24 protein-coding genes are annotated in these 24,954 nt (G+C 42.6%); 7 read left to right on the plus strand and 17 right to left on the minus strand.

All coding sequences use genetic code 11. The features are described from left to right. Positions 1-74: 74 nt before the first annotated feature. The gene (locus J4N22_RS15425; protein WP_207496050.1) at positions 75-365 is read left to right on the plus strand and encodes a hypothetical protein; all 291 of its coding nucleotides are present in this window, start codon (positions 75-77) and stop codon (positions 363-365) included. A 47-nt stretch (positions 366-412) separates the two neighbouring features. Here J4N22_RS15425 and J4N22_RS15430 read toward each other — a convergent pair whose 3' ends face one another. The 4 genes from J4N22_RS15430 to J4N22_RS15445 form a co-directional block, all read right to left on the minus strand. Then, complete coding sequence (locus tag J4N22_RS15430; protein WP_207496052.1) at positions 413-1,372, minus strand: toll/interleukin-1 receptor domain-containing protein; 960 nt, start codon at positions 1,370-1,372, stop codon at positions 413-415. A 164-nt stretch (positions 1,373-1,536) separates the two neighbouring features. Beyond that, a complete protein-coding gene (locus J4N22_RS15435; RefSeq protein WP_207496054.1) occupies positions 1,537-2,754 on the minus strand; it encodes a hypothetical protein in 1,218 nt (405 codons plus the stop codon). A gap of 174 nt (positions 2,755-2,928) precedes the next feature. Next, a complete protein-coding gene (locus tag J4N22_RS15440; protein WP_207496056.1) occupies positions 2,929-3,129 on the minus strand; it encodes a DUF3606 domain-containing protein in 201 nt (66 codons plus the stop codon). A 94-nt stretch (positions 3,130-3,223) separates the two neighbouring features. After that, on the minus strand, positions 3,224-3,649 hold the full coding sequence (locus tag J4N22_RS15445; protein WP_207496058.1) for a hypothetical protein: 426 nt from the start codon (positions 3,647-3,649) through the stop codon (positions 3,224-3,226). A gap of 132 nt (positions 3,650-3,781) precedes the next feature. On the opposite strand from J4N22_RS15445, the gene J4N22_RS15450 reads away from it, so the two are divergent. Both J4N22_RS15450 and J4N22_RS15455 read left to right on the plus strand, forming a co-directional pair. Beyond that, a complete protein-coding gene (locus J4N22_RS15450; protein WP_207496060.1) occupies positions 3,782-4,993 on the plus strand; it encodes a glycosyltransferase family 2 protein in 1,212 nt (403 codons plus the stop codon). Between the two features lie 18 nt (positions 4,994-5,011). Next, the gene (locus J4N22_RS15455; RefSeq protein ID WP_207496062.1) at positions 5,012-5,614 is read left to right on the plus strand and encodes a pentapeptide repeat-containing protein; all 603 of its coding nucleotides are present in this window, start codon (positions 5,012-5,014) and stop codon (positions 5,612-5,614) included. Between the two features lie 7 nt (positions 5,615-5,621). Here J4N22_RS15455 and J4N22_RS15460 read toward each other — a convergent pair whose 3' ends face one another. The 5 genes from J4N22_RS15460 to J4N22_RS15480 all read right to left on the minus strand — a co-directional run bounded on the left by J4N22_RS15460 (position 5,622) and on the right by J4N22_RS15480 (position 9,817). Beyond that, a complete protein-coding gene (locus tag J4N22_RS15460) occupies positions 5,622-5,879 on the minus strand; it encodes a hypothetical protein (protein WP_207496064.1) in 258 nt (85 codons plus the stop codon). A gap of 81 nt (positions 5,880-5,960) precedes the next feature. Then, on the minus strand, positions 5,961-7,856 hold the full coding sequence (locus tag J4N22_RS15465; RefSeq protein ID WP_207496066.1) for a sensor histidine kinase: 1,896 nt from the start codon (positions 7,854-7,856) through the stop codon (positions 5,961-5,963). Between the two features lie 18 nt (positions 7,857-7,874). Further along, positions 7,875-9,032: an acyl-CoA dehydrogenase family protein gene (locus J4N22_RS15470; RefSeq protein WP_207496068.1), complete on the minus strand. Its 1,158-nt coding sequence runs from the start codon at positions 9,030-9,032 to the stop codon at positions 7,875-7,877. A gap of 56 nt (positions 9,033-9,088) precedes the next feature. After that, positions 9,089-9,499, minus strand: a complete 411-nt coding sequence (locus J4N22_RS15475; protein ID WP_207496070.1) for a response regulator — start codon at positions 9,497-9,499, stop codon at positions 9,089-9,091. A gap of 96 nt (positions 9,500-9,595) precedes the next feature. Continuing rightward, on the minus strand, positions 9,596-9,817 hold the full coding sequence (locus J4N22_RS15480; RefSeq protein WP_207496072.1) for a heavy-metal-associated domain-containing protein: 222 nt from the start codon (positions 9,815-9,817) through the stop codon (positions 9,596-9,598). A gap of 121 nt (positions 9,818-9,938) precedes the next feature. Here J4N22_RS15480 and J4N22_RS15485 point away from each other — a divergent pair, with 121 nt between their 5' ends. The 4 genes from J4N22_RS15485 (at position 9,939) to J4N22_RS15500 (ending at position 16,056) form a co-directional block, all read left to right on the plus strand. Next, positions 9,939-11,201, plus strand: a complete 1,263-nt coding sequence (locus tag J4N22_RS15485; protein WP_207496074.1) for a DUF389 domain-containing protein — start codon at positions 9,939-9,941, stop codon at positions 11,199-11,201. 117 nt (positions 11,202-11,318) lie between these two features. Continuing rightward, entirely contained in the window at positions 11,319-13,529 is a 2,211-nt protein-coding gene (locus J4N22_RS15490; protein ID WP_207496076.1) for a M3 family metallopeptidase, read from the plus strand. 201 nt (positions 13,530-13,730) lie between these two features. Beyond that, a complete protein-coding gene (locus J4N22_RS15495; protein WP_207496078.1) occupies positions 13,731-15,317 on the plus strand; it encodes a family 43 glycosylhydrolase in 1,587 nt (528 codons plus the stop codon). Positions 15,318-15,384: 67 nt separating this feature from the next. Then, positions 15,385-16,056 (plus strand): hypothetical protein, encoded by a 672-nt coding sequence (locus J4N22_RS15500; protein ID WP_207496080.1) that lies wholly within the window; start codon positions 15,385-15,387, stop codon positions 16,054-16,056. Here J4N22_RS15500 and J4N22_RS15505 read toward each other — a convergent pair. The 8 genes from J4N22_RS15505 to J4N22_RS15540 form a co-directional block, all read right to left on the minus strand. Then, entirely contained in the window at positions 16,053-17,354 is a 1,302-nt protein-coding gene (locus tag J4N22_RS15505; RefSeq protein ID WP_207496081.1) for a hypothetical protein, read from the minus strand. The two genes, J4N22_RS15500 and J4N22_RS15505, sit on opposite strands and share 4 nt — an antisense overlap. Positions 17,355-17,531: 177 nt before the next feature. Next, the gene (locus J4N22_RS15510) at positions 17,532-17,924 is read right to left on the minus strand and encodes a hypothetical protein (RefSeq protein WP_207496084.1); all 393 of its coding nucleotides are present in this window, start codon (positions 17,922-17,924) and stop codon (positions 17,532-17,534) included. Positions 17,925-18,359: 435 nt separating this feature from the next. Continuing rightward, entirely contained in the window at positions 18,360-19,448 is a 1,089-nt protein-coding gene (locus J4N22_RS15515) for a chorismate mutase (protein WP_207496085.1), read from the minus strand. A 99-nt stretch (positions 19,449-19,547) separates the two neighbouring features. Continuing rightward, a complete protein-coding gene (locus J4N22_RS15520; RefSeq protein WP_207496086.1) occupies positions 19,548-20,387 on the minus strand; it encodes a prephenate dehydrogenase in 840 nt (279 codons plus the stop codon). Further along, positions 20,384-21,547 (minus strand): pyridoxal phosphate-dependent aminotransferase, encoded by a 1,164-nt coding sequence (locus J4N22_RS15525; RefSeq protein ID WP_207496087.1) that lies wholly within the window; start codon positions 21,545-21,547, stop codon positions 20,384-20,386. The genes J4N22_RS15520 and J4N22_RS15525 overlap by 4 nt, the downstream gene beginning before the upstream one ends. Continuing rightward, the gene (locus tag J4N22_RS15530) at positions 21,548-22,375 is read right to left on the minus strand and encodes a prephenate dehydratase (RefSeq protein ID WP_207496088.1); all 828 of its coding nucleotides are present in this window, start codon (positions 22,373-22,375) and stop codon (positions 21,548-21,550) included. A 290-nt stretch (positions 22,376-22,665) separates the two neighbouring features. Beyond that, a complete protein-coding gene (gene thrC, locus J4N22_RS15535) occupies positions 22,666-23,958 on the minus strand; it encodes a threonine synthase (protein WP_207496089.1) in 1,293 nt (430 codons plus the stop codon). 21 nt (positions 23,959-23,979) lie between these two features. After that, positions 23,980-24,927, minus strand: coding sequence for a homoserine kinase (locus J4N22_RS15540; protein ID WP_207496091.1), 948 nt, complete (start codon positions 24,925-24,927; stop codon positions 23,980-23,982). Positions 24,928-24,954: the final 27 nt, after the last annotated feature.

Below are 24,954 nucleotides of genomic sequence, written 5' to 3' on the forward strand. Positions count from 1 at the left end.
ACTATCGTGCCACAAGGCCTGATATTGGTATATTGATAATTGAAAACACACCAATCTTTTTAAATTTTACATCCATGAAAAACGGTTTTTCCAGCAGATTAAACAATGCACTGCCTTTGATATTCCTGGTGCTGGGAATAGCATTTGGCGCTTGCGTAATTGTATTTGCAAACAGTAACACTGAGACATTGATAGCTCATAGAACGTTTCCTTCAGGCACTGTTCCGGTAGATGAAACTACCAACGGTGCTTTCTATGGACAAGGAGTGTATGGCGCAGCTATTGTTTCTGCGGCATGTTTTATTTGTGCAGCACTTACTGCCAGTAGAAGGTATGTTATACAAGGCCAGCAGGTAACAACCTGATTTGTTAGTAGTAGAGGTGGCTTTAGAGAATATCTTAGTATCTTTTTCTACAGGTACATTAGTCCATAAACTAGTGCCATAAAAAGACCTGTACCTAAGAGGACAATGCCTTGGGTAACGCTACCATTAACAAGACGCATAATACCCGCAACTATACCTACAATAGGGAAGATGAGGGTACCAATCAATAAGGCTGCCATCGTGCCAATACTCCAGCTTGTATCTTTTTCTGGTATTGCTATCCTATCCTGGTGATTGTGATGGTTAGGAATGAAAGTATGTTGGTGTTCGTTCTGTTTGATTGGAGGGATGTGAGGCCTGTGTTCCTTTATTGGGGCTGGCTTCGGTGGTGTATTGGTTGAAACTTCTTTAATCATTTCATCTACTTCTACTGCAACGGAAGCAAACAGGTCGTCGTGTTTTTTTAGCCGGTAAAGTAAGCCTACCACATCTTCTTTGTTCACTTCTTTATCAGCTAGTTTATTTCGTAGTTCACGTACTATTATTGCTTGGTCATTTTTACCAAGATTAGGTGTGTCTATCTTTTCTTTCAGTGTATCCAGGTAAGAAATGGGAACAGCAGGTGGCTCTGGCAGCGGATCGGGTAGCGGAGGTGATGGAGGTAATTTCCGAAGTCCTTTGTGAAGGTCTAATGCCGCTTGCTTGTTGTTTGGGTCAGTATAGTTTACATAATGCAGGTGGGAGAGATACCGGGGTATAATTGAAATTGAAACACCTTGTTTTAATAATACTGGAAAAGGTTGTTTACCCAGGGCTTCAGCATATTTCATTTCCCTGATGCAAGCTGTAGAGTCCAAAGCTTCCACTGAAAGCCCAAATAGAAAAACATCGCACTCCCTTATTTGCATCAAAATCCTATCCCACCAGCTTTGCCCGCCACTCAGGTCATTGTCGTACCAAACTTCATGATCGAGTTCTTCCAGGTCCTTTACCAGCATTCTTACTTCGTTCTGTGTAGACCTGCTGTAGCTAATGAAAATTTTCATATTGATGTTTTGATAGAGTTGGCAAAAGAAGATAGTGGAGTAGCTTAAAGTTAGCATCATCTACTGTTATATGCAATCAATTTTACATGTTTTTTGGCCGGAGAAACCGCAAAAAAAAAGAGCTGCCTTTATGCAAGCAGCTCTTCCTGATTATGCATTTTTATTTACTGAAGTAAGATGCTCTGTGTAACGCTACCACTATTAGATTGTAGCACTACCCGGTAAATTCCCCTTGATGGAGTTGATTTCAGATCCACTTGTTTTATTCCATCTACACCATCATGAACGATGTTGGTAGACTGAATTAGTTGACCATTATTGTTGATGACCATTAACCGGTAATCTCCTGCAACCATATCCTGCATTTGAATATTAAGTGCACTTCCAACTTGTGTAACTGCAAAATTGCTTTTTAGCGAGGCGTTCTTAATCACGATCACTCTACTCACCTGTGATCCACCTCTTTCTTTTATTCTTAACCTGTAATAGTTGTTGCCTTTTATTGGCAGTGCATCCACTGAAGTATAGGTTGTATTGCCTGAAGCATTTCTTGCTTTTACGCTTGCAATGGTAGCGAAGTCACGACCGTTAGCAGAACGTTCCAATTGGTATTCATCAATATTGATCTCCTGTGCTACGCTCCATTTTACCTCTATTTTTCCTTGCTGTGCCGAAGCAGCAAAATCTACCAGTGAAACAGGTAAGGCTGCTGATGTTGAAAAATTAAAGGTTTCTTGAACAGTGTATGGATTGTAGGCACTCACACGAGAATATCCAGTGAACGGATCACCAAATCCTTCGTTTGATCTGAATGCTGTCTGGCCAATATAGGTGCCCATAAAGTTGAAGTTGACTGTATCTGTTGGCAGTAAACCAAACTGGGACTTGAAGGTATAAGCGGTGTAAGTTGGCGCCGAATTATTTCCTGTAGGGAATACCGGGAAAGAGCCCTGTTCTTGCATAAACCTGGTGCCTAATGTATCAATCAGGAAAAATAACCTGCCTCCATCTTTATCGAAAACTACAGCCAGGTCTGGTTTGAAGTTGGCAGGAAAATCAAGCCTTGCTTCCTGCGATGAAGAAAATCTTCCTGAAGCGGCAGTTGAATATTTATCAGGAACCCCTGTATAAATTAATCCTCCTGTAGAAGAGATACCGGAAGTAGTAGATGGCTCATCAATGTAAAAAACCAGTAGGCTATCAAAAAGCCCGGGTCCTTTTTGTAAACTGAAAAGTAACGTGTCGCCGGCGTCAGTGATAGATAAAGTTCCCAAACCTACAGCGCCTCCAAAGCTGTTTTTTCCATTGCCTGGATAACTGATGGTTTGAGCGAAGGAAATAGTGGATACAAGAATGCTGAGAGAGAGTAAAAATTTTCTCATAGTGTTTTTCGTTTTGATTTTAAAGTCGTTGAAATTATAAACTTTCCAAATACATAAAAATTAAAATATTAGCTCGGCAGGCGGCAGGAAAAAGCATTCTCAATGCTTTTCAACCAAAACAAAAATGGTCCCTTGCGGGACCTCTACATCTTCATTCAAGTATTTAAGTCTGTATTATGAACCTAGATTTTGATTCAAAAGTTCCAGTTCCGATTCAATATCTGTCCGTTGCGGACCTGCCTGTTTTATAATGGTTACTACCTTATCGGCAGAGAGGTTAGGATACTTTTTTACCAGGTCTTCAATAGCTGCCTCATCATGGCTATCTATTCTTGACGGATCTTTTTCTTCCATGTTGTTGTTTGTTTCTGACATAGCAATGATTTTTCATCATCAGAATAAAAAACTATGCCTGTAAAACACTTCTTTGGAAAGAAAACCAACGATCAGTCCAGGTGCTGGAACGGTATTATAAAGCCTCTACTACAGAAAGGTTGTTATCAGCTGCTTTCAATACAAGTGTCTCCTGTTCGTTCTTTATAGTCAGGTAAATATCATCAGTACCACGGGCAGACATCAGTATGGTTTCAGTAACACTGTAGTTCGTGAATTTCTTCGCCAGCAATCTTTTTACAGTGTTTGACACCTTTGCTAATGAAATGTGTTTGCTGGTGCCGATCAGTTCGCCGTCGTTGTTGTAGTAGGCAACCATGCGCTCATTTTGCTGTAGGAATGATACCTGTACATAATTAGCTTTTATTGTCCAGGCTACATCTGTTGCGCCTTTGAATTCTGTGTTGAAAGCATTTTCAACCGGGCGGCTAACAAAGGGTGAATTAGCTGAAGCAAATAAAGCTGTGAAAGCAATTGCCAGGGTTAAGATCATCTTTTTCATAATGGTAATGTTTAAGTTTTGATTGGTTGTTTTGATTTGATAAACCAAAAGTACCCTCGCAGTCGGCGGTTGAAAATTGATAGTGGAAGAACGCGGTTCATTAACTGACGAATGACGAAAATGGGCTGAGGAATGATCCTCTTCTTCCCCGTTCAGCAACCTGTTTTGCATGGCACTATTGTTAGTCTTTTGTACAGCATGTGGATGTATGTAGATGCCATACTATTACTGGGTACCTGGCTGGTTATTAGCTTTTACTTATTGATTAGCAGTAGCAGGATCAAGCGATTGAAGGATATTGATCCTGGCGGCTGTGCTTCTTTACCGTCAGTAGCTATCATAGTTCCTGTTCGTAATGAGGAAAAAAATCTTCAGCAGGCATTAAGCACTTTATGCCGGCTCAATTATCCTGGTTATAAAATAATAATGGTCAATGACCGGTCAACGGACGGGACAGCAGAAATAATTCAATCATATTGTGCACAGTTCAAACATGTAGAAGTCGTCAATATAGATCACCTTCCGGTAGGTTGGCTGGGTAAAAGCTATGCGCTGTACCAGGGGTATTTACAGTCAGATGCTGAGTGGTTGCTTTTTACAGATGCTGATGTTGAATTGAAGGAAGATGCATTACTAAAAGCTATTTCATTCTGCCGCCAAACAAAGGCTGATCACTTAACCGTTTTGCCTGAAGTGCGCTCCGGCTCGGCATGGGTAAACTGCCTGCATTCATTTTTCCAGGTATTATTTCATCTCAGGTATAGGCCGTGGTCTGCGAGCAATCCACAGTCAACTGCATCATTAGGAATGGGTGCTTTTAACCTGGTAAGTAGAGAGGCTTACAAAACAATGGGAACACATGCGCACATTGCACTGCATCCCAATGATGATCTGAAATTAGGAGAGGCTGTAAAAGCTGCCGGTGCCCATCAGCAGGTGTTATATGGTAAAGATGCTGTGAAATATGAATGGTATGAAACGGTTCATGCTTTTATAGAGGGACTAACAAAAAATGCATTCTCTTCCATGAACTATGATATTGGTAAAGTGGCTTTTAATATAGTGGGTACTATGTTATTTTTTGTGCTACCCATACCCATCTTCCTTTTATCTGCTGATCCATTACTGGTGCTCGTTTCTGTTGCTGTTTTATCTATTCAATCCCTTTTATTCATTCGCTTTCGTGGGGCCAAAGGCAGATGGTGGTACGCGCTGCTTATTCCTTTTAGTGCCTGCGTGATGGCTTACATTTTAGCGCGTTCTGCTTTCCGCACACTTCGCCACCAGGGCATTTATTGGAGTGACCGTTTTTACAAATTAAGCGAACTAAAGAGGTGTGATTGATCAGCATTACCTCTTCTTTTGTATACGTTGTTTATCTTCATCAGTATGGAGCAGCCTTTGTTTGAAGAAATAGTTTTTGAAAAGAAGGATTTCACATCAACCAGTTTTACTAAAGGAGACTATGAGTATTGCTCTTTTGCACATTGTGATCTTCAAAAAGTAGATCTTTCAGGCTGCAGGTTTATTGAATGCAGTTTTAACGATTGCAATCTTACATTGGCCTCCTTGCGCGACACATCAATGCAAGATGTAAAGTTTGTTGACTGTAAGATGCTGGGCCTCCAGTTCGATAGGTGCAACAAGTTTAACTGGAGCATTTCGTGTATAGGCTGTTCGCTTGATAATTCTGTGTTTTCTAAAATGGAATTGAAAAAAGCAAAATTCACAAACTGCCGGTTATTAGAAGTAGATTTTACAGCATGTGATCTGCGTGAGGCGGTGTTCGATGCATGTGATCTTAGCCGTGCAAATTTTGCTATGGCCAGTCTTGAAAAAGCTGACCTACGCACTTCATACCATTTCACTATTCACCCTGAAGAGACACGGGTAAAGAAAGCTAAATTCTCTATAGATAATGTTGCGGGATTATTCACCAGGTACGATGTAATCATCGAAAGCTGAATGATGACTAGCTAAACACATCTTCAAGAATGCGCTGCCCATCTTTTTGCCGCTTGATGCGCTTTTCTATTTTATTCAATACCTGCACAAAAGCAAAATAAAGCTCTTCCTTTTCTTCGTGCTTATAAGGCAATGTGTTGATGAGGATGAGTGTGATGTTCTCGAGGTATTTACGTCCTCCAGGCTTCCTGAAAAATTCTTCTGCAAAAGTGGTGTCACCTTTTGCAATCGTATTTACAATGAATTGTAGATCCTCGTTATGCATCTGCGCAAAGGTCAGTCGTATGGTTACATGAAGTTGTTATAGAACAGTTGTATTGCCGCAGAAGGAGTGAGGTAAACACAACTAATCCTGCCGGTGAAACTTTGGTAACAGAATATGAAAAGAAGCACCCTTGTTTTCTTCTGATACGGCATAGATGATGCCGTAATGGTTAGTGACCACTTTTTTGCAAAGCGCCAGGCCTATACCTGTGCCACTGTATTCGCTGCGGTTGTGTAACCGCTGGAAGATATTAAAGATCTGCTCTGCAAATTCCTGGCTAAATCCAATGCCGTTGTCTGCTACTATTATCTCGTAATATTCTACATCATGAAGTAGTTGCGGATGTTTGGCTAGTGTTTCTATACCAGCCACCTTGCCTGTTACTTTTACTTCCGGTGCTATGCCAGGCTTCGAAAATTTAAGGGCATTATTCAGCAGGTTGTAAAATAGCTGGTGCATCTGTACAGGTATGGCGCGTAGTACAGGTAAATCACCTACTTCTATAACTGCATTTTTCTGGCTTACCACAAGTTCCAGGTCTACCAGGGCACGCGCTACAATTTCATTAAGATCAATTTCCTGTAATTGCTCCTCTTTACTCATCTGCGTAAAGTTGAGCAGCTCCTGGAGCAGTGTACTCATTCGGAGTGCAGTAGCATTTATCTTTTCCAATTGTCTTGCTGCAGCTGCATCCATTGATAAGTTGGTGCTTTGCAAAATATCACTGAACATCCTGATCTTACGCAATGGCTCCTGCAGGTCGTGGCTGGTAACATATACAAACTGTTCCAGTTCGCTATTACTTTTTTCCAGCTCAAATGTTCGTTCTTTTATCCGCCTCTCCAGCTCTTCTGCAAAAGCTTTCTGTTCATGTATATCGGTATTGGTACCTATCCACATGGTTACTTTTCCTGCAGCATCTTTTTTGGCTACACCACGCACCAGGTGCCACCTGTATTCATTGTTGTATTGCTGTATCCTTTGCTCAAACTGGAAGTCGGTGCCGGTATCAATAGCGTGTTGCCACACTTCCCTGTTCTGCTCTGCATCATCAGGATGAATGCTGCTTATCCAACCCCAGCCTTTTAGTTCTTCCATTGTTTTACCAGTATAGGTAGTCCAATGTTGGTTGAAGAAATTGAGGTCACCATTTGCATCTGCTGTCCATACTTTTTGCGGCATGGCTTCAGCCATAAAACGAAACAGTGCTTCACTTTCTACCAGTGCTGCTTCTTTCTTTTTTTGCTCAGTAATATCATTTAGCAGGATGATGTTAAGTGCTTTGCCTTCTTCATTTTTTACCTCGGCTATATTCAGCTCAAGGTAAAGGTTGTGTGCCTGCACCACCTTAGTGGCATTTGCACCTAATGACAGTTTTAGTTGCTGGAGCGAAAGGTTAGGAAAAAGGTCAGTAAGTGCAGGGTGCTTCTGGTGATCAACAGAGAAGATCTCACGTGCCTTTAGGTTGAAGGCAATGATGTTTTGGTTTTCATCTACCAGTAATGCACCTACAGGCGCCTGTTCCAGGAAAATCCCAAAATCCTCCACTTTTACTGCACTTGATGCAATAGATGCAACAGGCGCAGGGTTGATATTTATTTTACTGAAACTCCTGCGTTGCCTGGTGCGCAATGCTGCCTGCTTGCATGCGCTGGCTATGTCAAGATTGGGAGTATATGCAATGCACAAACTATTTTTTCCAACAAAGGGAGCAAACTGAAGCGCTTGCTTCACCCTGGCAAATTGAGCAGGCATTGCAAGCACAATAACAGAGATATGCTTATCTGCGCCATTGATAGCTTGTACCAGTTTTATTGGCTGGTTGTGAGCCGGTCCAATAATAACCAGTTCGGCAGAAGAAAGATGAGCTACCAGGTCTTGCTCGTTTACCTGTACAAGTGAAAAACTATCTGCTTCCAGCTTTTGCTGAACAGGAAGCAGGATTTCATTTAGATCGATATGTAGAGCCTGGAACAAGTTAGTTTGGTTGGAATATTAATCTGATAAAATAGGCTGATCGAGCAGTGCCCGCCCAAGCCATGTATACAAGAGATCTGTGGTAGGCGACATGATGTGTGCAGCCCTTGCATCGCGCAGGTACATACCCAGCAAGCCATTTTCACGGTATCCAATTCCACCGGCAAGTGTCATCACTTCATTCACTACATCTACTGTACAATGTGCTACTTCAGCCTTGGCAGCCAGTATGGAAGTAATAGCTGCGGGATCGTTATTGTCTCCTAGATGCGCTGCATGGTATATCAGCCTGCGGGTTCGTTCTACATTAGACCACAACATGCCAATGCGGTGCTGTAGCAGCGAGACTTGTGCAAGATTGGTTCCGTTGTGCAGGTAAGTTCTTCTAAGTAATGTGTTCTTGCCTTCCTGCAGTGCAGCTTCTGCGATGCCAAGGTAAGTGCCAGCCATTGCCATTAAAAAATAAGGAGCTACTACATTGAAAATATACCACAGCTGGTCGCCCTTCTCGCCTAGTATATGTTTATCAGAAATATGAATATTGTTGAAATGAACAGCACGCGAAGAATTTCCTCTCATGCCCAGCCCATTCCATTCATCACCCCATTCCATGCCTTTGGTATTTGCATCAAGAAGAATGCAAGAGAATTGTTCGGCACTTGCATCTTCGCTGGCGCCAAGAGTTGAGGCTACATACGAGTCGGCATAGCCACCATTGGTAACAAATGTTTTGCTGCCATTAACCTGGAATTCTTCTGGCGTAATGGGCAGTAAAGATGTTTGCGGGAAATAAAAGTGAGCTCCTGTTCCTGGCTCGCTTAGTGCTAGTGTGGTGATGTGTTTACCCTGTGCTATTGGCTCCAGGTAATTTGCCTGCTGCCATTGAGTTGCTTTAGATGCAATAACTGCAGTGCCTACGCAATGCATACCGAAGCATAACCCAGCAGAAGAATAACCTTTACCTAGTTCTTCACATACTCTTACAAGAGCGAATAAGCCTCCACCTAAACCTCCATTAGCTTTTGGTACGGTTAGGCCGGTAAGTTTAGAGTCTTTAAGAGCCTGCATGGTCTGCACCATCCACTGCCCCTTTTTATCTGCCTCTATTGCTTCTTTTGAAGCAACATCATTGGCTATAGTTTGTGCTAAATGAACAAGATGATCCAGTTGGGGCATGCTGAATTTTGTTTAGCTGCAAAAATGAGTGATTTGTGTAAATCCGAAGGAAATTCCTAAGCGGCACGATTACACAACGATGCCATCTCTTTTGCAATATGAACCAGCTCAGCAAAATTGGTAGGCTTCACTTTATAATCAAGTGCGCCTTTTTGCAAGCATTCATTTACAAAAAGAGGATTGTTGGAAGTGCTTAATATAACCTTAGGAATAGAGGAATAACGTTCGTTGGGCATAAGCCGTTGAATAACCTGTGCACCATTTAGCTCGGGCATATTGTAATCAAGCAGTATCAAACAAGGAAGATTCTGTTCATTAGAATTTTCAAGGTATTCAACTGCTTCCATGCCGTCTCTTACCATGCGAAGCTCAAGGGTCGGGTCTGCTTTTGAAAATGCAAAAGCAATAAGTTCCTGGTCATCCAGGTCATCTTCGGCAATAAGAATGATCTTTGTACAGGTGGGCATAGAAATACAAAAGTAGCATTGCTAGCCGTACATACCTGTTTAAGCCACTTATATTCCTGTTATTGTTTTACCAGATTACCTTAATTTTTTTTAAGGTTAGCTTGCTACAGGTATTGCATTGAAACCAGCATCCTGGATAATGGTCTCTACTTCTTCAGAACTTAAGCTGTTTGTCTCAATGGTCAGGATCTTTTGCGGGTTGTCTACGTCAATATGCCAATGGTCAATGTCCTGTTCCTGTTCCAGCTTATCAAGATGTGGTTTTACCTGTCCTACGCAGCCCATGCAGTTGATGTTTGTTTTATAAGTGTACTTCATGGCAAATTGTTTTCTATTAAGGTCTCAACTTTTGTGCCTTCCCTTGTTTTGATTGATGCAGTTGATAAAGCCCGTTCCAATGGTTTTGTTTTTGAAGCAATCAGGTAAATCAACTATAGCTATGCGTCCACTCTTTGTCCAGGTAAATGAAGGAAACGGGAAAAAGGTTATGTCTATAGCGGACTCTGTAGATGCAAAAAATATCTCATCCTGGCGTGCATCTGGTTCTTCTAAACCAATGGATGTGGTGGTGGCTTATGTATCTAATAAGAATGTCGAAAAATTTATAGCTGATGTAAGCGAGATAGAGGAGGCGCAGATCACTTTGTTTCCGCAGGGCGTAATGGCTATGTATCCTCCTGCCAATGATGCCCCGCAACAGGTGACGAACATAGAAAACAGGAGCCCGATCGAGATCTTCATGGCAGGCCTGCAGAGCATTGGCTCGTGGAAAGGCTTCATCAGCTACTGCATCATTGCGGGTATAGTGGTTTGGATAGGATTATTTACCAATACTTCTTACTTATTAGTGGGCGCCATGCTAATAGCACCTTTTGCAGGTCCTGCCATGAATGCTGCCATTGCTACATCGCGAGGAGATATGTTGCTGCTACGGCGGTCAATGCTGCGCTATGCTATTGCCATTGTTCTTACAGTTTGTTCGTGTTTCCTGCTAAGCCTGTTACTGCAGCAAGAAGTAGCTACAACTATGATGGTAGAACGAAGCCAGGTTTCTTCTGTAGCAGTGCTGCTGGCACTTGCTGCGGGTGCTGCCGGTGCCATCAATTTAATACAAAGCGAACGTGATAGCCTTGTATCGGGTGCTGCTACAGGTATGTTGGTAGCTGCATCGCTTGCGCCACCAGCAGGTGTGGTGGGTATGGCAATGGCTATAGGCGAATGGAACCTGGTGAAAAGCGGCATATTCCTGCTGGTGCTCCAGTTGCTTGGGATGAACCTTACCGGTAGTATCATTTTCCGCTTGGCTGGATTACGGCCCAAAGGAGCACGTTTTCCACGTGGTAATAAAATGGTAGTAGCAGCCAGCATGGCTGTTACTTTGGTTTTGTTTGCTGGTGTGCTGGCGTGGCAGTTCTCTACACCGCTAGAGCTGGAACGCAGCAGTACATCAAAGAGGGCAGAGGCTGAGATACAAAAAACAGTGAATGCGTATAAAGGCGTTGGGCTGGTAGAAGCCAGTGCGCGTTTTACACGAGCCAATATTCCTGGAAAGAATACGCTGCTGTGCATTATTTACGTTCAGCAAATGCAGCCTGGCCTTTCAACTGAACAAATAAAGCAAGAGCTGCAGGCAAGGATCATACATACAGTAAAAAGCAAGTTTAAAAATGTAGACCCGGTGGTGAACATCGTTGTGCTTTGATTGCTTTTTTCTGCAGCCTAAGTAATCATTCCATCCCGCTTTAGCATAGCCTGAACACTTCATCAGAGGCAGCATGTAAATAGTATCATATACCTTTGCTTTTCCTAAAAAGTTCCTATGGCACATAATAATTTTTCATACTCACTTTTGGTGGTGGCAGCGCTGGCCGCAGGCTGTGGCGCTTCACGAAAAAAAACGACTACTACTACCATGGATAATCAAACCACTACAGTGGCATCAGCAACTACTACTAATCCTTTATTGGCAAATTGGACAGGACCTTATGGTGGTATACCACCATTTGACCAGGTGCAGGTAGCTGATTTCAGGCCGGCACTGGAAGCTGCAATGGCTGAAAATCTTGCTGAGATAGATCGTATAACTGCAACAGCCGGTAAAGCTACTTTCAACAATACCATTGCTGCGCTTGAAAGATCAGGTAAGACTTTGGACAGGGTAAGAACGATCTATGGCATCTGGAGCTCTAACATGAACACGCCGGAGTTCCAGGTTGTGGAGCGTGATATGGCGCCAAAGCTTGCTGCTTTTGCAGATAAGATCACGCAGAATGAAGCACTGTTCAAGCGGATAGAAGCTGTACATAATTCACCTGATACTGCTAGCCTGACGCCTGAACAGAAGAGGCTGACATGGCGCTACTATACCAACTTTGTAAGAGCGGGAGCAAGACTGGATGCAACAGCCAAAGCACGTTTGTCACTTATCAACCAGCAAATGGCTGGTCTTTTTACGCGCTTTAGTCAAAACCTGCTGGCTGACGAATCGGAGCAGTTCCTGTCATTGAACCAGGAGGCTGATGTAGCTGGATTACCTGCTTCGGTAAAAGATGCCGCTGCCAATGCTGCAAGGGCAAAAAATCTTCCGGGCTGGCTGATCACCAACACCCGTTCTTCTATTGATCCTTTTCTTACTTATGCTGACAGACGCGACCTGCGTGAGAAAGCGTGGCGCATGTTTGTAAACCGTGGTGACAATGGCGGCGACAATGATAACAATGCTATCATCACGCAAATATTACTGCTGCGTGCAGAAAGGGCTAAGCTGCTGGGTTATAAAACACATGCTCATTGGCGCCTTGAAAATACTATGGCTAAAACTCCTGAGCGCGCCATGGAATTGCTGGAAGCAGTGTGGAAACCTGCCGTAGCAAGAGTACGTGAAGAGGTAGCAGATATGCAGGCTGTAGCAACAAAGGAAGGTGCTAACATAAAGATTGAACCTTGGGATTATAAGTATTATGCAGAGAAGGTAAGGAAAGAGAAGTATGATCTTGATCAAAACGAAATAAAACAATACCTGCAACTGGATAAGCTGCGTGAAGGCATGTTTTGGGTTGCTGGTGAATTATTCAATTTCAGCTTTTCTCCGGTAAACAATGTGCCGGTTTTTCACCCTGACGTAAAGGTGTGGGAAGTAAAAGATAAAACTTCTGGCAAGCATATAGGCCTATGGTATTTTGATCCATATGCAAGGCAGGGAAAACGTTCTGGTGCATGGATGAATGCATACCGCAACCAGGAACGACTGGATAAAGAGGTTACTACTATTGTATCTAACAACTCAAATTTTGTAAAGGGACAGCCAGGCGAGCCAGTGCTGATTTCATGGGATGATGCTAATACCTTGTTCCACGAATTTGGTCATGCGCTTCATGGATTGTCTTCTAACGTTACCTATCCTTCATTGGCAGGAACGGCAGTTTTCAGGGATTATGTAGAGTTCCCATCGCAGCTACTGGAGCATTGGCTATCTACTCCAGAAGTGTTGCAGCGTTTTGCTTTGCATTACCAAACCGGTAAGCCAATACCACAAGCTTTGGTCGACAAAATAGAAAGTGCATCTACATTTAATGAAGGTTTTGAAACCACAGAATATTTGGCTAGTGCACTTATTGATATGAAGCTTCACCTGGCCGGCGATACCAAAATTGACCCGGATGCTTTTGAAAGAGAAACGCTGGCGCAAATGGGAATGCCATCAGAAATTGTTATGCGTCATCGCACGCCGCAGTTTGGACACATATTCTCCAGCGATGGTTATTCTGCCGGCTATTACAGTTACCTATGGAGCGATGTACTAACTGCTGATGCGTTTGGTGCATTTACAGAAGGTAGTGGCCCTTACGATAAGGAGGTAGCGAAGCGACTAACGCAGTACATATTTTCCGTAGGTAATACCATTGATCCTGCAGAAGGTTATCGCCAGTTCAGAGGTCGTGATCCGCAGGTAGATGCGCTAATGAAAAAGCGTGGCTTCCCGGTAGTGGAGCAACGAAGAACTAAGCAGGAGAAGAAGACGAGGGGTTAATGATTTTGGTACGATATTGTAATGTTCATGATAGATAAGTCAGCACGCTCTAAAGCTGCTGAAGCAAAATAACCCAGGTAAATACATCATAGACTGGAACAGATAGTAAAACGAAGTGCTGGTAAAAACATCAATAGAAGGCTTAGCCTCCTGCTGATTTTTGCCAGCACTTTTTTTTGTTCATACGCGCAAATATTAGTGTTGCCCGGGTCACATCCCGACCCTTCAGTGACCAAAGTGGGCAATACCTTCTGGGCAAGTGCCACGTCTTCCAATTGGTTTCCGGCGTTTCCATTATTCAGCTCCAAAGACCTCATCAACTGGAAAGAAGAAGGCTATGTGTTTAACGAACTGCCGGCATGGATAGAGAAGTATACGTGGGCGCCCGAGGTGAGCTATGACAGTGGCCGCGTGTACGTATACTATACCGCAAAGAAGAAGGGTGGTCCGCTATGTGTTGGTATCGCCAGCGCTGCTTCGCCTGAGGGGCCATATATTGATCATGGGCCTATCGTATGCCAGGAGTATGGTTCTATCGATGGCTTTCCTATAAGAGATACGGCTGGTGTATTATACCTGGTTTGGAAGGAGGATGCCAACAGTGTCAACAAGCCGACGATCATATGGGCGCAACAAATGAATGAAGAACGTACGCAGCTGCTAGGTGAACGATACGAACTTTTTAGAAACGATCAACCATGGGAGCACGACCTGGTGGAAGGCGTATCGATGATGCGGCACGGCGAGTACTATTATGCTTTCTATGCAGCCGCGGGTTGCTGCGGCGATAGGTGTACCTATGTAACCGGCATTGCACGTGCTACCAACCTGCTGGGGCCATGGGAGAAATATGAACGCAATCCCATACTTACCGACGATAAGAACTGGCTGTGCAAAGGTCATGGCACACCGGTGGAGATGAACGGACGGCACTACTTCCTGTATCATGGTTACCACTCTCAATCGAGTGCTTACACGGGTAGAGAAGGGCTGTTGCAGGAGTTTCGTTTCACTGAAGATGACTGGGTGGAATTCATCAACCCGGTAACAGATAGTGTCATTCGCCGCGATGTTATCACCGATGAATTCAACGAGGAAGCGCTGCCTCATAAGTGGCAGACGAGTGTTTTTCATAAGGCAAAATATCAACTGCAGGACGGCGCTGTGCGACTGTTTGGGATGCCAATACCATCGGGTGCTTTTCTTGCGCAGAAGATACCCAGTGCTAACTATACGGCGACTACGGTGGTAGCTGCCACGCGTTCTACAGCCTATGGTGGTATTGCTGCTATAGGCGATGAAGACAACATGCTGGCCTTACTCGTCAAAGACTTCCAGCTTCAGATATTGAAGGTGCAGAATGGCAAAGACTCAATTCGGGAACTTTTTCGCATTCCGGTGGTAGAGAAGGTGTACCTGCAGATTAGTATCGAAGGGCCTTATAGAACCACGTTTCTCTACAGCATCGATGGTAAAAAGTTTATCCGCATCAACAACACGCCGCTGCGCGGCGCTTACCTGCCGCCGTGGGATAGCCCGCCATTCGTAGGTATTGTAGCCAAAGGTAACACAGATGAATTTGCTTTTTTTGATCGTTTTGAAATACGCCTTGGCGCGCTGAAATCATCCATCGTGTCGGAGGAGCCGCGAACCGGGAGGCTATGGCTTTACATAACAACAGGACTTGTAGCATTACTCGTTATAGCTGGTGCAGTTAAACTGTACCGAGACAAACACAAGAAAAGCGTGGTGGAAAAAGCACCTCTTAAAGTAGATGACGCCGGATGATTTCAACATGTTTATGTGAGGCGGCCGAACATATGAGCATATAATTTTGCTCAACTAACTGTTGATTATGCGACAATCCTCTACCGCCGGAATATTATTGATCTTCGCCGCGGTTACTTACTTCGCCAGCTGGGCGCTCATGCCCGACCAGGGTACTGCTGACACGGCTCATATCTTATCCATTGTACAACAAGAGAGGCAATGGGTGCTGGCATCTGTAATAGTACAGATCATCTCATCGGTGTTGTACATCCCTGCCTTGTTCCTGATGGTTCACGCGCTACCGTTCAAAGGACCTTCTTTAGTAGGTGTGGTGCTGCTGGCTATTGGCGCCATGGGTATGTGTGCTGATGCCTTCTTCCATCTGCTTGCCTATTTCATGACGGACGATGCTGTTCACATGAAAGAGGGCGTGGTGCAGGTGATGACATCTATGCAAACAAAAGGGTTACGCTTCCTGGTGCCGCTACTGCTGCCATTCTTCGTTGGTACAACCATACTAGCCGATGGCTTGCGCCGGCTGCAGATCGTGTCGCGCCTGCCATTGATACTCGCTACGGCAGCATTCCTGGTTGCCATGGCAGGCGGACTGCTGGTGAACAAGGTGCTTGGCTATGGACGGGGTACGCTGGTACTTTTGGTGCTGGCGATGTTCGGTGCTGCGCAGGTAGCGATAGGAGCTAATCTTCTACGCCGCAGCGTGCAGGCTTCATTTATAAGTGCTGCCAGAACTGCTTAGCGGGTAGAGAGCCTGTATTTCTTGTTTACTCTTGGGCTATTGAAATACCTGTTCAATTCTTCTTCTGTCAGTTCGTTGGTAAGCTCTACCGGTACATCAATCAGTTGTACCTGTATTTGCTTCAGCTCATCTTTCAGCTTGTTGGTTTTACGGGTAATATCCCAATCTTTTTCACCCAGCAGCATATTGTCAGTAAGCACATACTCCAGCCTTTTTATAGAAGAACGAATAGAGGATGCTTGGTTCTGGTCGATCGACTTACTTGGTACAGAAGCTTCTTTTATAGGCACCATTGCAAGACCTACACTTGGTAAAATCTTACCTGTACGTTGTGCTTCCTGGCTGCTCGATGTGCCTAAAATTGTTCCGGTAAGTGAAGTGGTGGCAGCAGTAAGATCGAAGGTGGTACGGGCTGTACGTGTACGCTTAAGTTTTTTATCTAATTGTAAAAATGTGAACTTCAGTTGCAGCACATAACGCTGTATATTTCTTACTACCTGGTTGTATTCTTCTTTTGCTAAAGGATAATTGAGCGCGTTGCGTACAATAATTTTTACTGAAGCAGTATCCTTTACCTGGAAGCGTGTAGAGCCAACAAAGAATACCTGCACAATCTTTACTTTACCTGAATCCGTTTCTTTTACAAAGTCATAATCCGGAACCCATTTGAACTCATTGCCGCATTGCTGTACATCTGCATAATTATGTATAGGCATATTAGCAAACGTGAGAATATTTTCAATTGGGAAGCTTCCTGTTTCGCATAGCACTTTGAACGAAATTGTTTCACCTTCTTCTGCCCATATGGTACTGCTGATTGCAGGCTTTACTTTAGAAGGCACGATCTCCAGGTTGTAAAACACAATAGTGAAAGTAGTATCGATACGATCAGTAGGATCCTTTAGATTTTGAACACCTAGTTGTACTTTGTAGTTAACGTCGTACTTCAATTTGCCTGACAGAAAAAATGATTTTTGCGCGTTGAAAGTAAGGAGACCATTGTCTTTGTTGATACGCAATCCTACCGGCGAGTTCTTCAGGTACCAGAAATAATCATCAGGATTTTTATTAACCTGTAGCTGGTAACTAAGCGAAGAGTCTACATGTAAAGTGAAGTAAGGATTAAGATTAATGATGCGTAAGGCAGTATCTTTTTTTACTACCGGGAAAGTATCACCATAAATAACTGTTGCAGTGTCAGGAACAATAGTAGTTGTATCCTGGCTTTTAGCCACAGCACTACACATTGTAAATACTATCCATAAAAATACTGTTGTTACACTTTGCTTTACTCCCATGGGCGGCAAATTAATCATTCTAAAAACAAGATGATTGAATGCTGCTCCTTTAAGAAAGCATTTAACTTTTAAAGCATCACTTTATAGAGGTAAAAGAAGTAATACGATAGTGAGATTATTAGGTACAAAAAAAGGCTGCCGGATAACCGACAGCCCATCTAATCACGCAGAAAAATATTATAGGTTAGCTACAACCAGGTTAGAAACAACATAACTGTTGTTGATGATCTGGTATGTTTTAACTTCTTTAGTAGACTTACTTTTTACCACGAACCTGATGTTCTTCAGATCGTCTGAGTCAACATCTAGTTTGTATTTCTTAGAAATAGAATTTCCTTTTACTGTTTCTGAGTGAAGGATGTGGTTGTTCACATCTGTGATCCTTACTTCAAATTCATCTTCAATAACGTTATCCAGCTTAAGCTCGAAAACAGGGGAAGAACCGATGTTGCCCAGGTAGCTGATTACGTTAGTTGCCTTGTTGCTGATGTCTGTTGCAGTAGCTGTGTTTGCAGCGCTAAAGCTGAACAGGATCATAAGGATTGCTAGTACCGGTAATTTGTTGATCATAGTTTTCATAATCATTGTATTTCAATTGTTGTAAAAAAAGTTAAATGGTAGTGGCAACCGTGTGGCAAACAAAAGAAAATGGCTATGACAAGTATCGTGAGGATGTGAAGCCTAGTAGTGTATTCTGACTTGATGATGTAAAAGTAGTGCCGTAGAATGAACGCCAAATAACAGATTCATGTTCGTTCTCTGCTCTTAAACTTCAATGTGATTTTCTGAAACCCTTGCTATTACTGCGTTTCAAGCGAATAGCTGTATGATGCCCAACCGAAAAACAGGCTTTGACTTGACCCTCCACTTAACAATTCATTAATTTACTTACATTAATTATAGATCATTAATCAAATAAAAAAGACATAGAACTATTCTTCATTATGAGGAATAGTTTCTATGTCTTTTAAATTATACATTTAATGCCGATGCATTAAGTATTTATTAGGAATTCAAAACCTTCGTTTGGTGGTTGATACTTTCTATGTGTACAGCATCAAAATATTTAGTAATAAATTCTTTACTCAATCCTAATAATTCACCTTTTATATACGCTCTTTCCAATATCTCGTTGTAGCGGTTGGTTTGCAGTACGGTGATGTTGTTTTCTTTTTTGTACTTACCAATTTGTTCTGCTACAAGCATACGTTGTCCAAGTATCTGCATCAGTTCATCATCCAGGTGGTTTATCTTATTACGCAGCTGATCTAATGCATTGTGATACTCTTCTGAGTTGATGTCTTCCTTACGCCAGATGATCATGTCGAGCAATTCATTTAGCTGTGTAGGTGTTACCTGCTGCTTTGCATCGCTCCATGCATTGTCTGGATCAATATGACTTTCTATTATCAATCCATCATAATCAAGATCTATAGCCTTCTGTGCTACATGAATCAATGTATCTCTGCGGCCACATATATGCGACGGATCATTGATCATCATTAGCCCTGGGTTTCGGCGCTTCATCTCGATAGCAAGATGCCACATAGGAGCATTACGAAATTCTGTATTACCATAAGAGGAAAACCCACGATGTATCAAGCCAATATTCTTGATACCTGCTTTAGCTACACGCTCTACTGCACCTGTCCATAGTTCAAGATCAGGATTGATAGGGTTCTTTATTAAAACAGGAATATCTACACCACGAAGTGCATCTGCTACTTCCTGTACGCTAAATGGATTTACGGTTGTTCGTGCACCGATCCAAACAATGTCCACATCAAAATGCAGTGCATCTTGTACCTGCTTGGCTGAAGCAACTTCTACTGCAGTAAGTAATCCTGTTTGCTTCTTTGCCTGTTGCAACCAGGGCAGTCCTTTGGTGCCAATGCCTTCGAAATTTCCTGGCCTTGTACGAGGTTTCCATATACCTGCACGTAGTACATCTACCTTACCTGTTTGTGCCAGTTGCTTCGCCGTTTCAATTACCTGCTCTTCAGTTTCTGCACTGCACGGACCAGAAATTATCAGCGGACGCTTAGCCCATACCTGGTCGATTGTTTTATTTTCTTTAGTTGCTGTTGTATTCATAATTATTTATTTAAGTCAAAGTCAAAATTCAAACGTCAAAAGTCAAAATCGGAATGCACTACCTCACTACTTACTATACACCATTCACTACTCACCATCTCACTTCAATATCCTTTTTATTTCATTCGCATGTGTCATCAGCGATTCCAGGTATTCATAATTCTCTTTTTCAAGACTTGCCTTGAACTTGCGTAACTGGCTGATGTGTTCATTCAAAACATCCAAAACATTTTCCCTGTTTTCTCTAAAGATGGAACTCCATGTTGCCGGGTTACTTTTCGCAAGCCTTACGGTACTTTCAAAACCACCACTTGCCAATTCAAAAATGGCATCTTCTTCCTTTTCTTTTTCCAGTACAGTATTGGCCAAGGCAAAAGATGTGATGTGTGAAATATGGCTAACATAAGCCACGTGCACATCATGCTCTTTTGCATTCATGTATACGATGTGCATACCTAATGTTCTGTATATTCTTTCAGCTAATTCTTCTGCGTCTTTATCTGTTTCTTCTTTGTTGCAGATCACGCAAGCCTTGTTGGCAAATGCTTGTCGTTCTGCAGCCTCAGGGCCACTAAATTCAGTTCCCCACATAGGATGCGTAGCCACAAACCTGCTTCGCTTTGGGTGATCTTTTACTACATCTATAATACCTTCTTTCGTAGAGCCAACATCCATCACAACCTGTTGGTCTACTTTATCCAAAATGCTTGGTAACATTTGCATGACCACGCTTACCGGCACTGCCAGCACTACCAGTTGTGATTGTTTAATAGCTTCATCCAATTCCATCATCTCATCCACCAGTCCAAGCTGTAAAGCCTTTGCCTGGTGGATCTCATTGCTATCTACGCCTATGATCTTGCTGGCTAATCCTTTTTCTTTTAGAGTAAGAGCCAATGATCCACCAATAAGACCGACGCCTATAATTGTAGTTGTCATTTTATTTTACAATGTGTAGTTATGCTTTCTATTGATCGTGTAAAGTTCTCTTCCGTGCTACATAAGCTCACACGTACATACTTTTCGCCGGCAGATCCAAAGATGCCACCGGGTGTTATAAATACTCTTGCGTTATACAATACTTCATCACTCAGCTCAAATCCTGATTTATATGCAGCTGGTATTTTTGCCCATACAAATAAGCCTACCTGTTGTTTTGAATAGCTACATCCAAGAAGGTCTAAAAGCTGAAATGCTTTTTCTTTTCGCTTGCTGTAAACTTCATTTACTTGCTGGTGCCAGTCAGCGCCAAGGCTTAAAGCCTTTGCTGCAGCCAGCTGTAGCGGAAGAAACATGCCACTGTCCATATTGCTTTTAAAACGTATGATCTCATCTATTCGTTCTTTAGCACCACTCAATACACCTACACGCCACCCGGCCATATTATGCGATTTGCTCAGTGAGTTCAATTCTACTGCAACTTCTTTAGCACCATCAACAGCAAGTAAACTTGCAGGGTTTTCATTTAGTATAAAACTGTATGGATTGTCGTGGCAAATAAGGATGTTATGTTTTTTACCAAAAGCGATCAGCTTTTCAAACAATGCTTTAGTTGGTAATTGGCCTGTTGGCATATGCGGGTAATTCACCCACATCAGTTTTACCTTACTTAGATCTTTTTGTTCGAGCGCATCAAAATCTATTTGCCAATCATTCTCTTCTTGCAGTTCATATTCTACACAAGTACCACCGGCCAATTGTACAGCACTTCTATAAGTAGGATAGCCGGGATTAGGAATAAGCGCCTCATCTCCATGTTCCAGGTAGGTCATGCATATATGCATGATGCCTTCTTTGGAACCAATGAGCGGCAGAATTTCTGTTGCAGGATCTAACGTTACATGATACCACTGGCGATACCAGTCTGCAAATGCCTGTCGCAATGCATCCACTCCTTTATAGCTTTGGTAGCCATGCACATTTTGTTTGGCTGCGTCTTGTTGTAAAGCCTCTATCACTTCGGGATTAGGTGGCAGGTCGGGGCTGCCAATACCAAGATTGATAACAGCTGTGCCTGACTTATTCATTTCCTGTATCTCTTTCAGTTTTTGCGAGAAATAATATTCTCCAATGCCGTTCAACCTGCTTGATACTTTCATTTAGATCGTTTTACCTTTTTTGTATAAACCAAGAACTGTTAGCTCTTGTGTAAGTGGTTGTATTTTTTGCAAAGCGTTGTCAAACTTCTTTATGTTGTCAAATTCCATGTCTGCATGAAAGCTATACTTCCAGTCGCTGCCGGGGATAGGCATGCTTTGTAGCTTGCTAAGGTTTATGCCAGCGGATGCTATTTTACTCAAAACCTTCGCCAGGCTTCCTTTTGAGTGGTCTGTAAAAAAGTTAACTGAAGCCTTGTTTGCATCTTCCACTTTCGCTGTTGTTCCTTCGCGTTTCAATACCAGGAAGCGTGTATAGTTGTTTTTCATGGTGTGAATGTTGGGTGCAATCACATCAAGATTGTACAGTTGCGCAGCCAGTTTACTTGCCACTGCAGCTATGTGTTTACTGCGGTTCTGGTGTACATGCTTAGCACTCAAAGCAGTGTCTTCGGTCTCCACCAGTTTCCATTTATACTTATCAAAAAAATCGATGCACTGCAACAGCGCCATAGGGTGGGAGTGCACCTCGCGGATATCCTGTAATTGAACACCTGGATTAACCAAAAGGTTTTGCCTGATCTGCAGGTAAACCTCGCCTACAATTTTTAGGTTGCTTTTTAGCAGGAGATTGTAATTGGGAAGAATGCTGCCGGCTATAGAATTTTCAATAGCCATTACGCCGCCATCACTTTCTTTTTTGTTGGCAGCAATTTTTACAACCTCCCTAAAAGTAGCACATGGGATAACTTCCACGTCATCAAAAAATTGTTGAGCTGCCACCTGGTGAAAGCTTCCTTCAAAGCCTTGTATTGCAATTTTTAAACTCATGATTTTGTGCAACAAAAAATCCCGGCCTTGTGAGCCGGGATTATCTATGTTGAGTTTTTTAATTTTTCTATGGTTTCAACAAAAGCATCCCGGCTCCTTTCGTAAAGAAGTAATAAAAAAAGAAGTAACGATATCCTTTGTTTGTTGTCATCGGGTTCAAATATAATGATGTTTGAATAACATCAGCAACAGCAGCTTCTAAAAAAATTATTGTTCGCGATGATTGCAAAGGATGCAATTGTGAAATAATGATTTGATAAACAATGCGCTTCTGCTGGTTCTAAAAAATGTTATTGCAATAAAAAATCTTTTAAAAAAGTATAGTCAGCCTCCATTTTTACGCGCTGTTTTTCTTTTTGTAGAATGGCTTCAATGCTGGCAGGTACAGCTATTTTTTGATCGATCATTGGCTCTACCACATCATAAAATTTTATGGGATGCGCTGTTTCCAATAATATCCCTTTTTCATCCTGGTGTTTTTGTAGATACTTTTCAAGCGCTGCATAAGCCACAGCTCCATGCGGGTCGAGCAGGTAATTGTGATCCGTAAAAATTTGTTTTACTGTTGCTGTTGTTTCTGCATCAGATATACTAACACTTGATAGTATTTGCTGTAGCTGTTGCAGGTCGTGCTGAAACAATTCCATGATACGAATGAAGTTGCTTGGACTGCCAACATCCATTGCATTTGATAAAGTAGGAACAGCAGGTTGAGGAGTATATTTTCCATTTTGTAAAAACTGCGGTACTACATCGTTGGCATTGCACGCTGCTATGAAATGTTTTACAGGTAAACCTGATCTGTAAGCCAACAAGCCAGCACAGATATTTCCAAAGTTGCCGGAGGGAACAGAGATAACCGGCGGCTGTTCTTGATGCCATTGTTGGTAAGAAAAGAAATAATAGAACTGTTGTGGCAGCCACCGTGCTACATTGATTGAATTGGCTGATGTAAGAAACAGTTTTTTATTGAGCTCTGCATCGGTAAAAGCTTGCTTTACCATTTGCTGGCAATCATCAAAAGTGCCATCAACTTCTATGGCGGTAATATTTTTTCCAAGCGTAGTTAGTTGCAATTCCTGCACGCTACTCACTTTACCTGATGGATACAGTATCACCACATTCACTCCTTCTACATTATAGAAACCACTTGCTACAGCGCCACCCGTATCGCCCGATGTAGCAACCAGCACAGTTACTTCTTTATCATGATCCTTCACAAAATGCCCAAGGCACCTGCTCATAAATCGTCCACCAACATCCTTAAATGCGAATGTAGGGCCGTGATATAATTCAAGTGAATAAATGTTATCAGTAACAGGAACTACAGGAATATTGAAGTTGATGGTTTCAGCAACAATTGCTTCTAATTTTTCTTTAGGTATGGTATCGCCAACATAGGGTTGAATAACAGTAAGTGCTATCTCTTCTTTCGATAGCTTTTTTATGTTGTTGATAAAGCCGGGTGGAAGCGTAGGAATGTGTTCGGGGAAAAATAATCCTTTATCAGGAGCCTGGCCTTTTATGGTGGCTTCTTTAAAATCTACAAAGGGCGATTGTTGACTGGTACTATAGTAGTGCATGTTGTTGAATTGGAGTGGCTGTTACGATGCTTTGGTAACGCCTTGTTGATTGATGGTGGTAACATATGTATGGTAAGGAATGCCAAGCTTGTTGTAAACATCTTTCATCACTTGCTCAACAGCAGTAGCCGTTGGTTCATCTTTGCTAAGCATGAAGATAGAAGGACCTGAGCCGGATATGCCGCCACCTAAAGCACCGGCTTCTTTGCATTGCTGCTTTACATCGCTGAAGCCAGGAATGAGAATGCTTCGTACTGGTTCTATAATAACATCCTCTAGTGAGCGGCCAATAAGGGAAAGGTCGTTTTGCATAAAACCTGCTACCAGCCCGGCTATATTGCCCCATTGTTTTATGGCATCTTTCAGCAACACTTCTTTCCTTAGTATCTGCCGCGCATCAGCAGTTCGTATCTCTATCTGCGGATGAACAACCGTAACAAATAGTTCAGGTGAAGGAATGGAGACGATATCCAAAGGAAAGATGGAACGGATAAGTGTAACGCCACCAATGATGCATGGAGCAACATTATCAGCATGCTTTACACCGCTTGCCACTTTTTCTCCTGCCATAGCAAAGCGTACTAAATCGGTAGGTGAAAAGATGTTTCCCAACAAATGATTTGCTGCCACCACGGCACCGGCAGCACTTGCAGCACTTGAGCCTACACCACTGCCGGGCTTAATATTCTTTTGTATAGAAACATGAAACCCAACAGTAGCGTCTACCTCATGAATCATTTCTAAAAGAGGAGCGCCTGCAGTGTTCAGTTGTGGATCAGCAGGCAAAGGATAACCATCTAAACTTTCTATTACAACCTTAGGTTCGTCTAGTAACGTTACATGCATTACATCGTGTGGCTCGTGCAGGCAAAGCCCGAGTATGTCGAAGCCGCAAACCAAATTGGCTACAGTGCCCGGCGCATGTACAGTAACTCGCTTGTTATATTCCAGGTTTTCTATCCTGTACATTTTGTCGTTCTCTTGTTGTTGAAGAAA

The organism is Aridibaculum aurantiacum, assembly GCF_017355875.1.
Lineage (GTDB): Bacteria > Bacteroidota > Bacteroidia > Chitinophagales > Chitinophagaceae > Segetibacter > Segetibacter aurantiacus.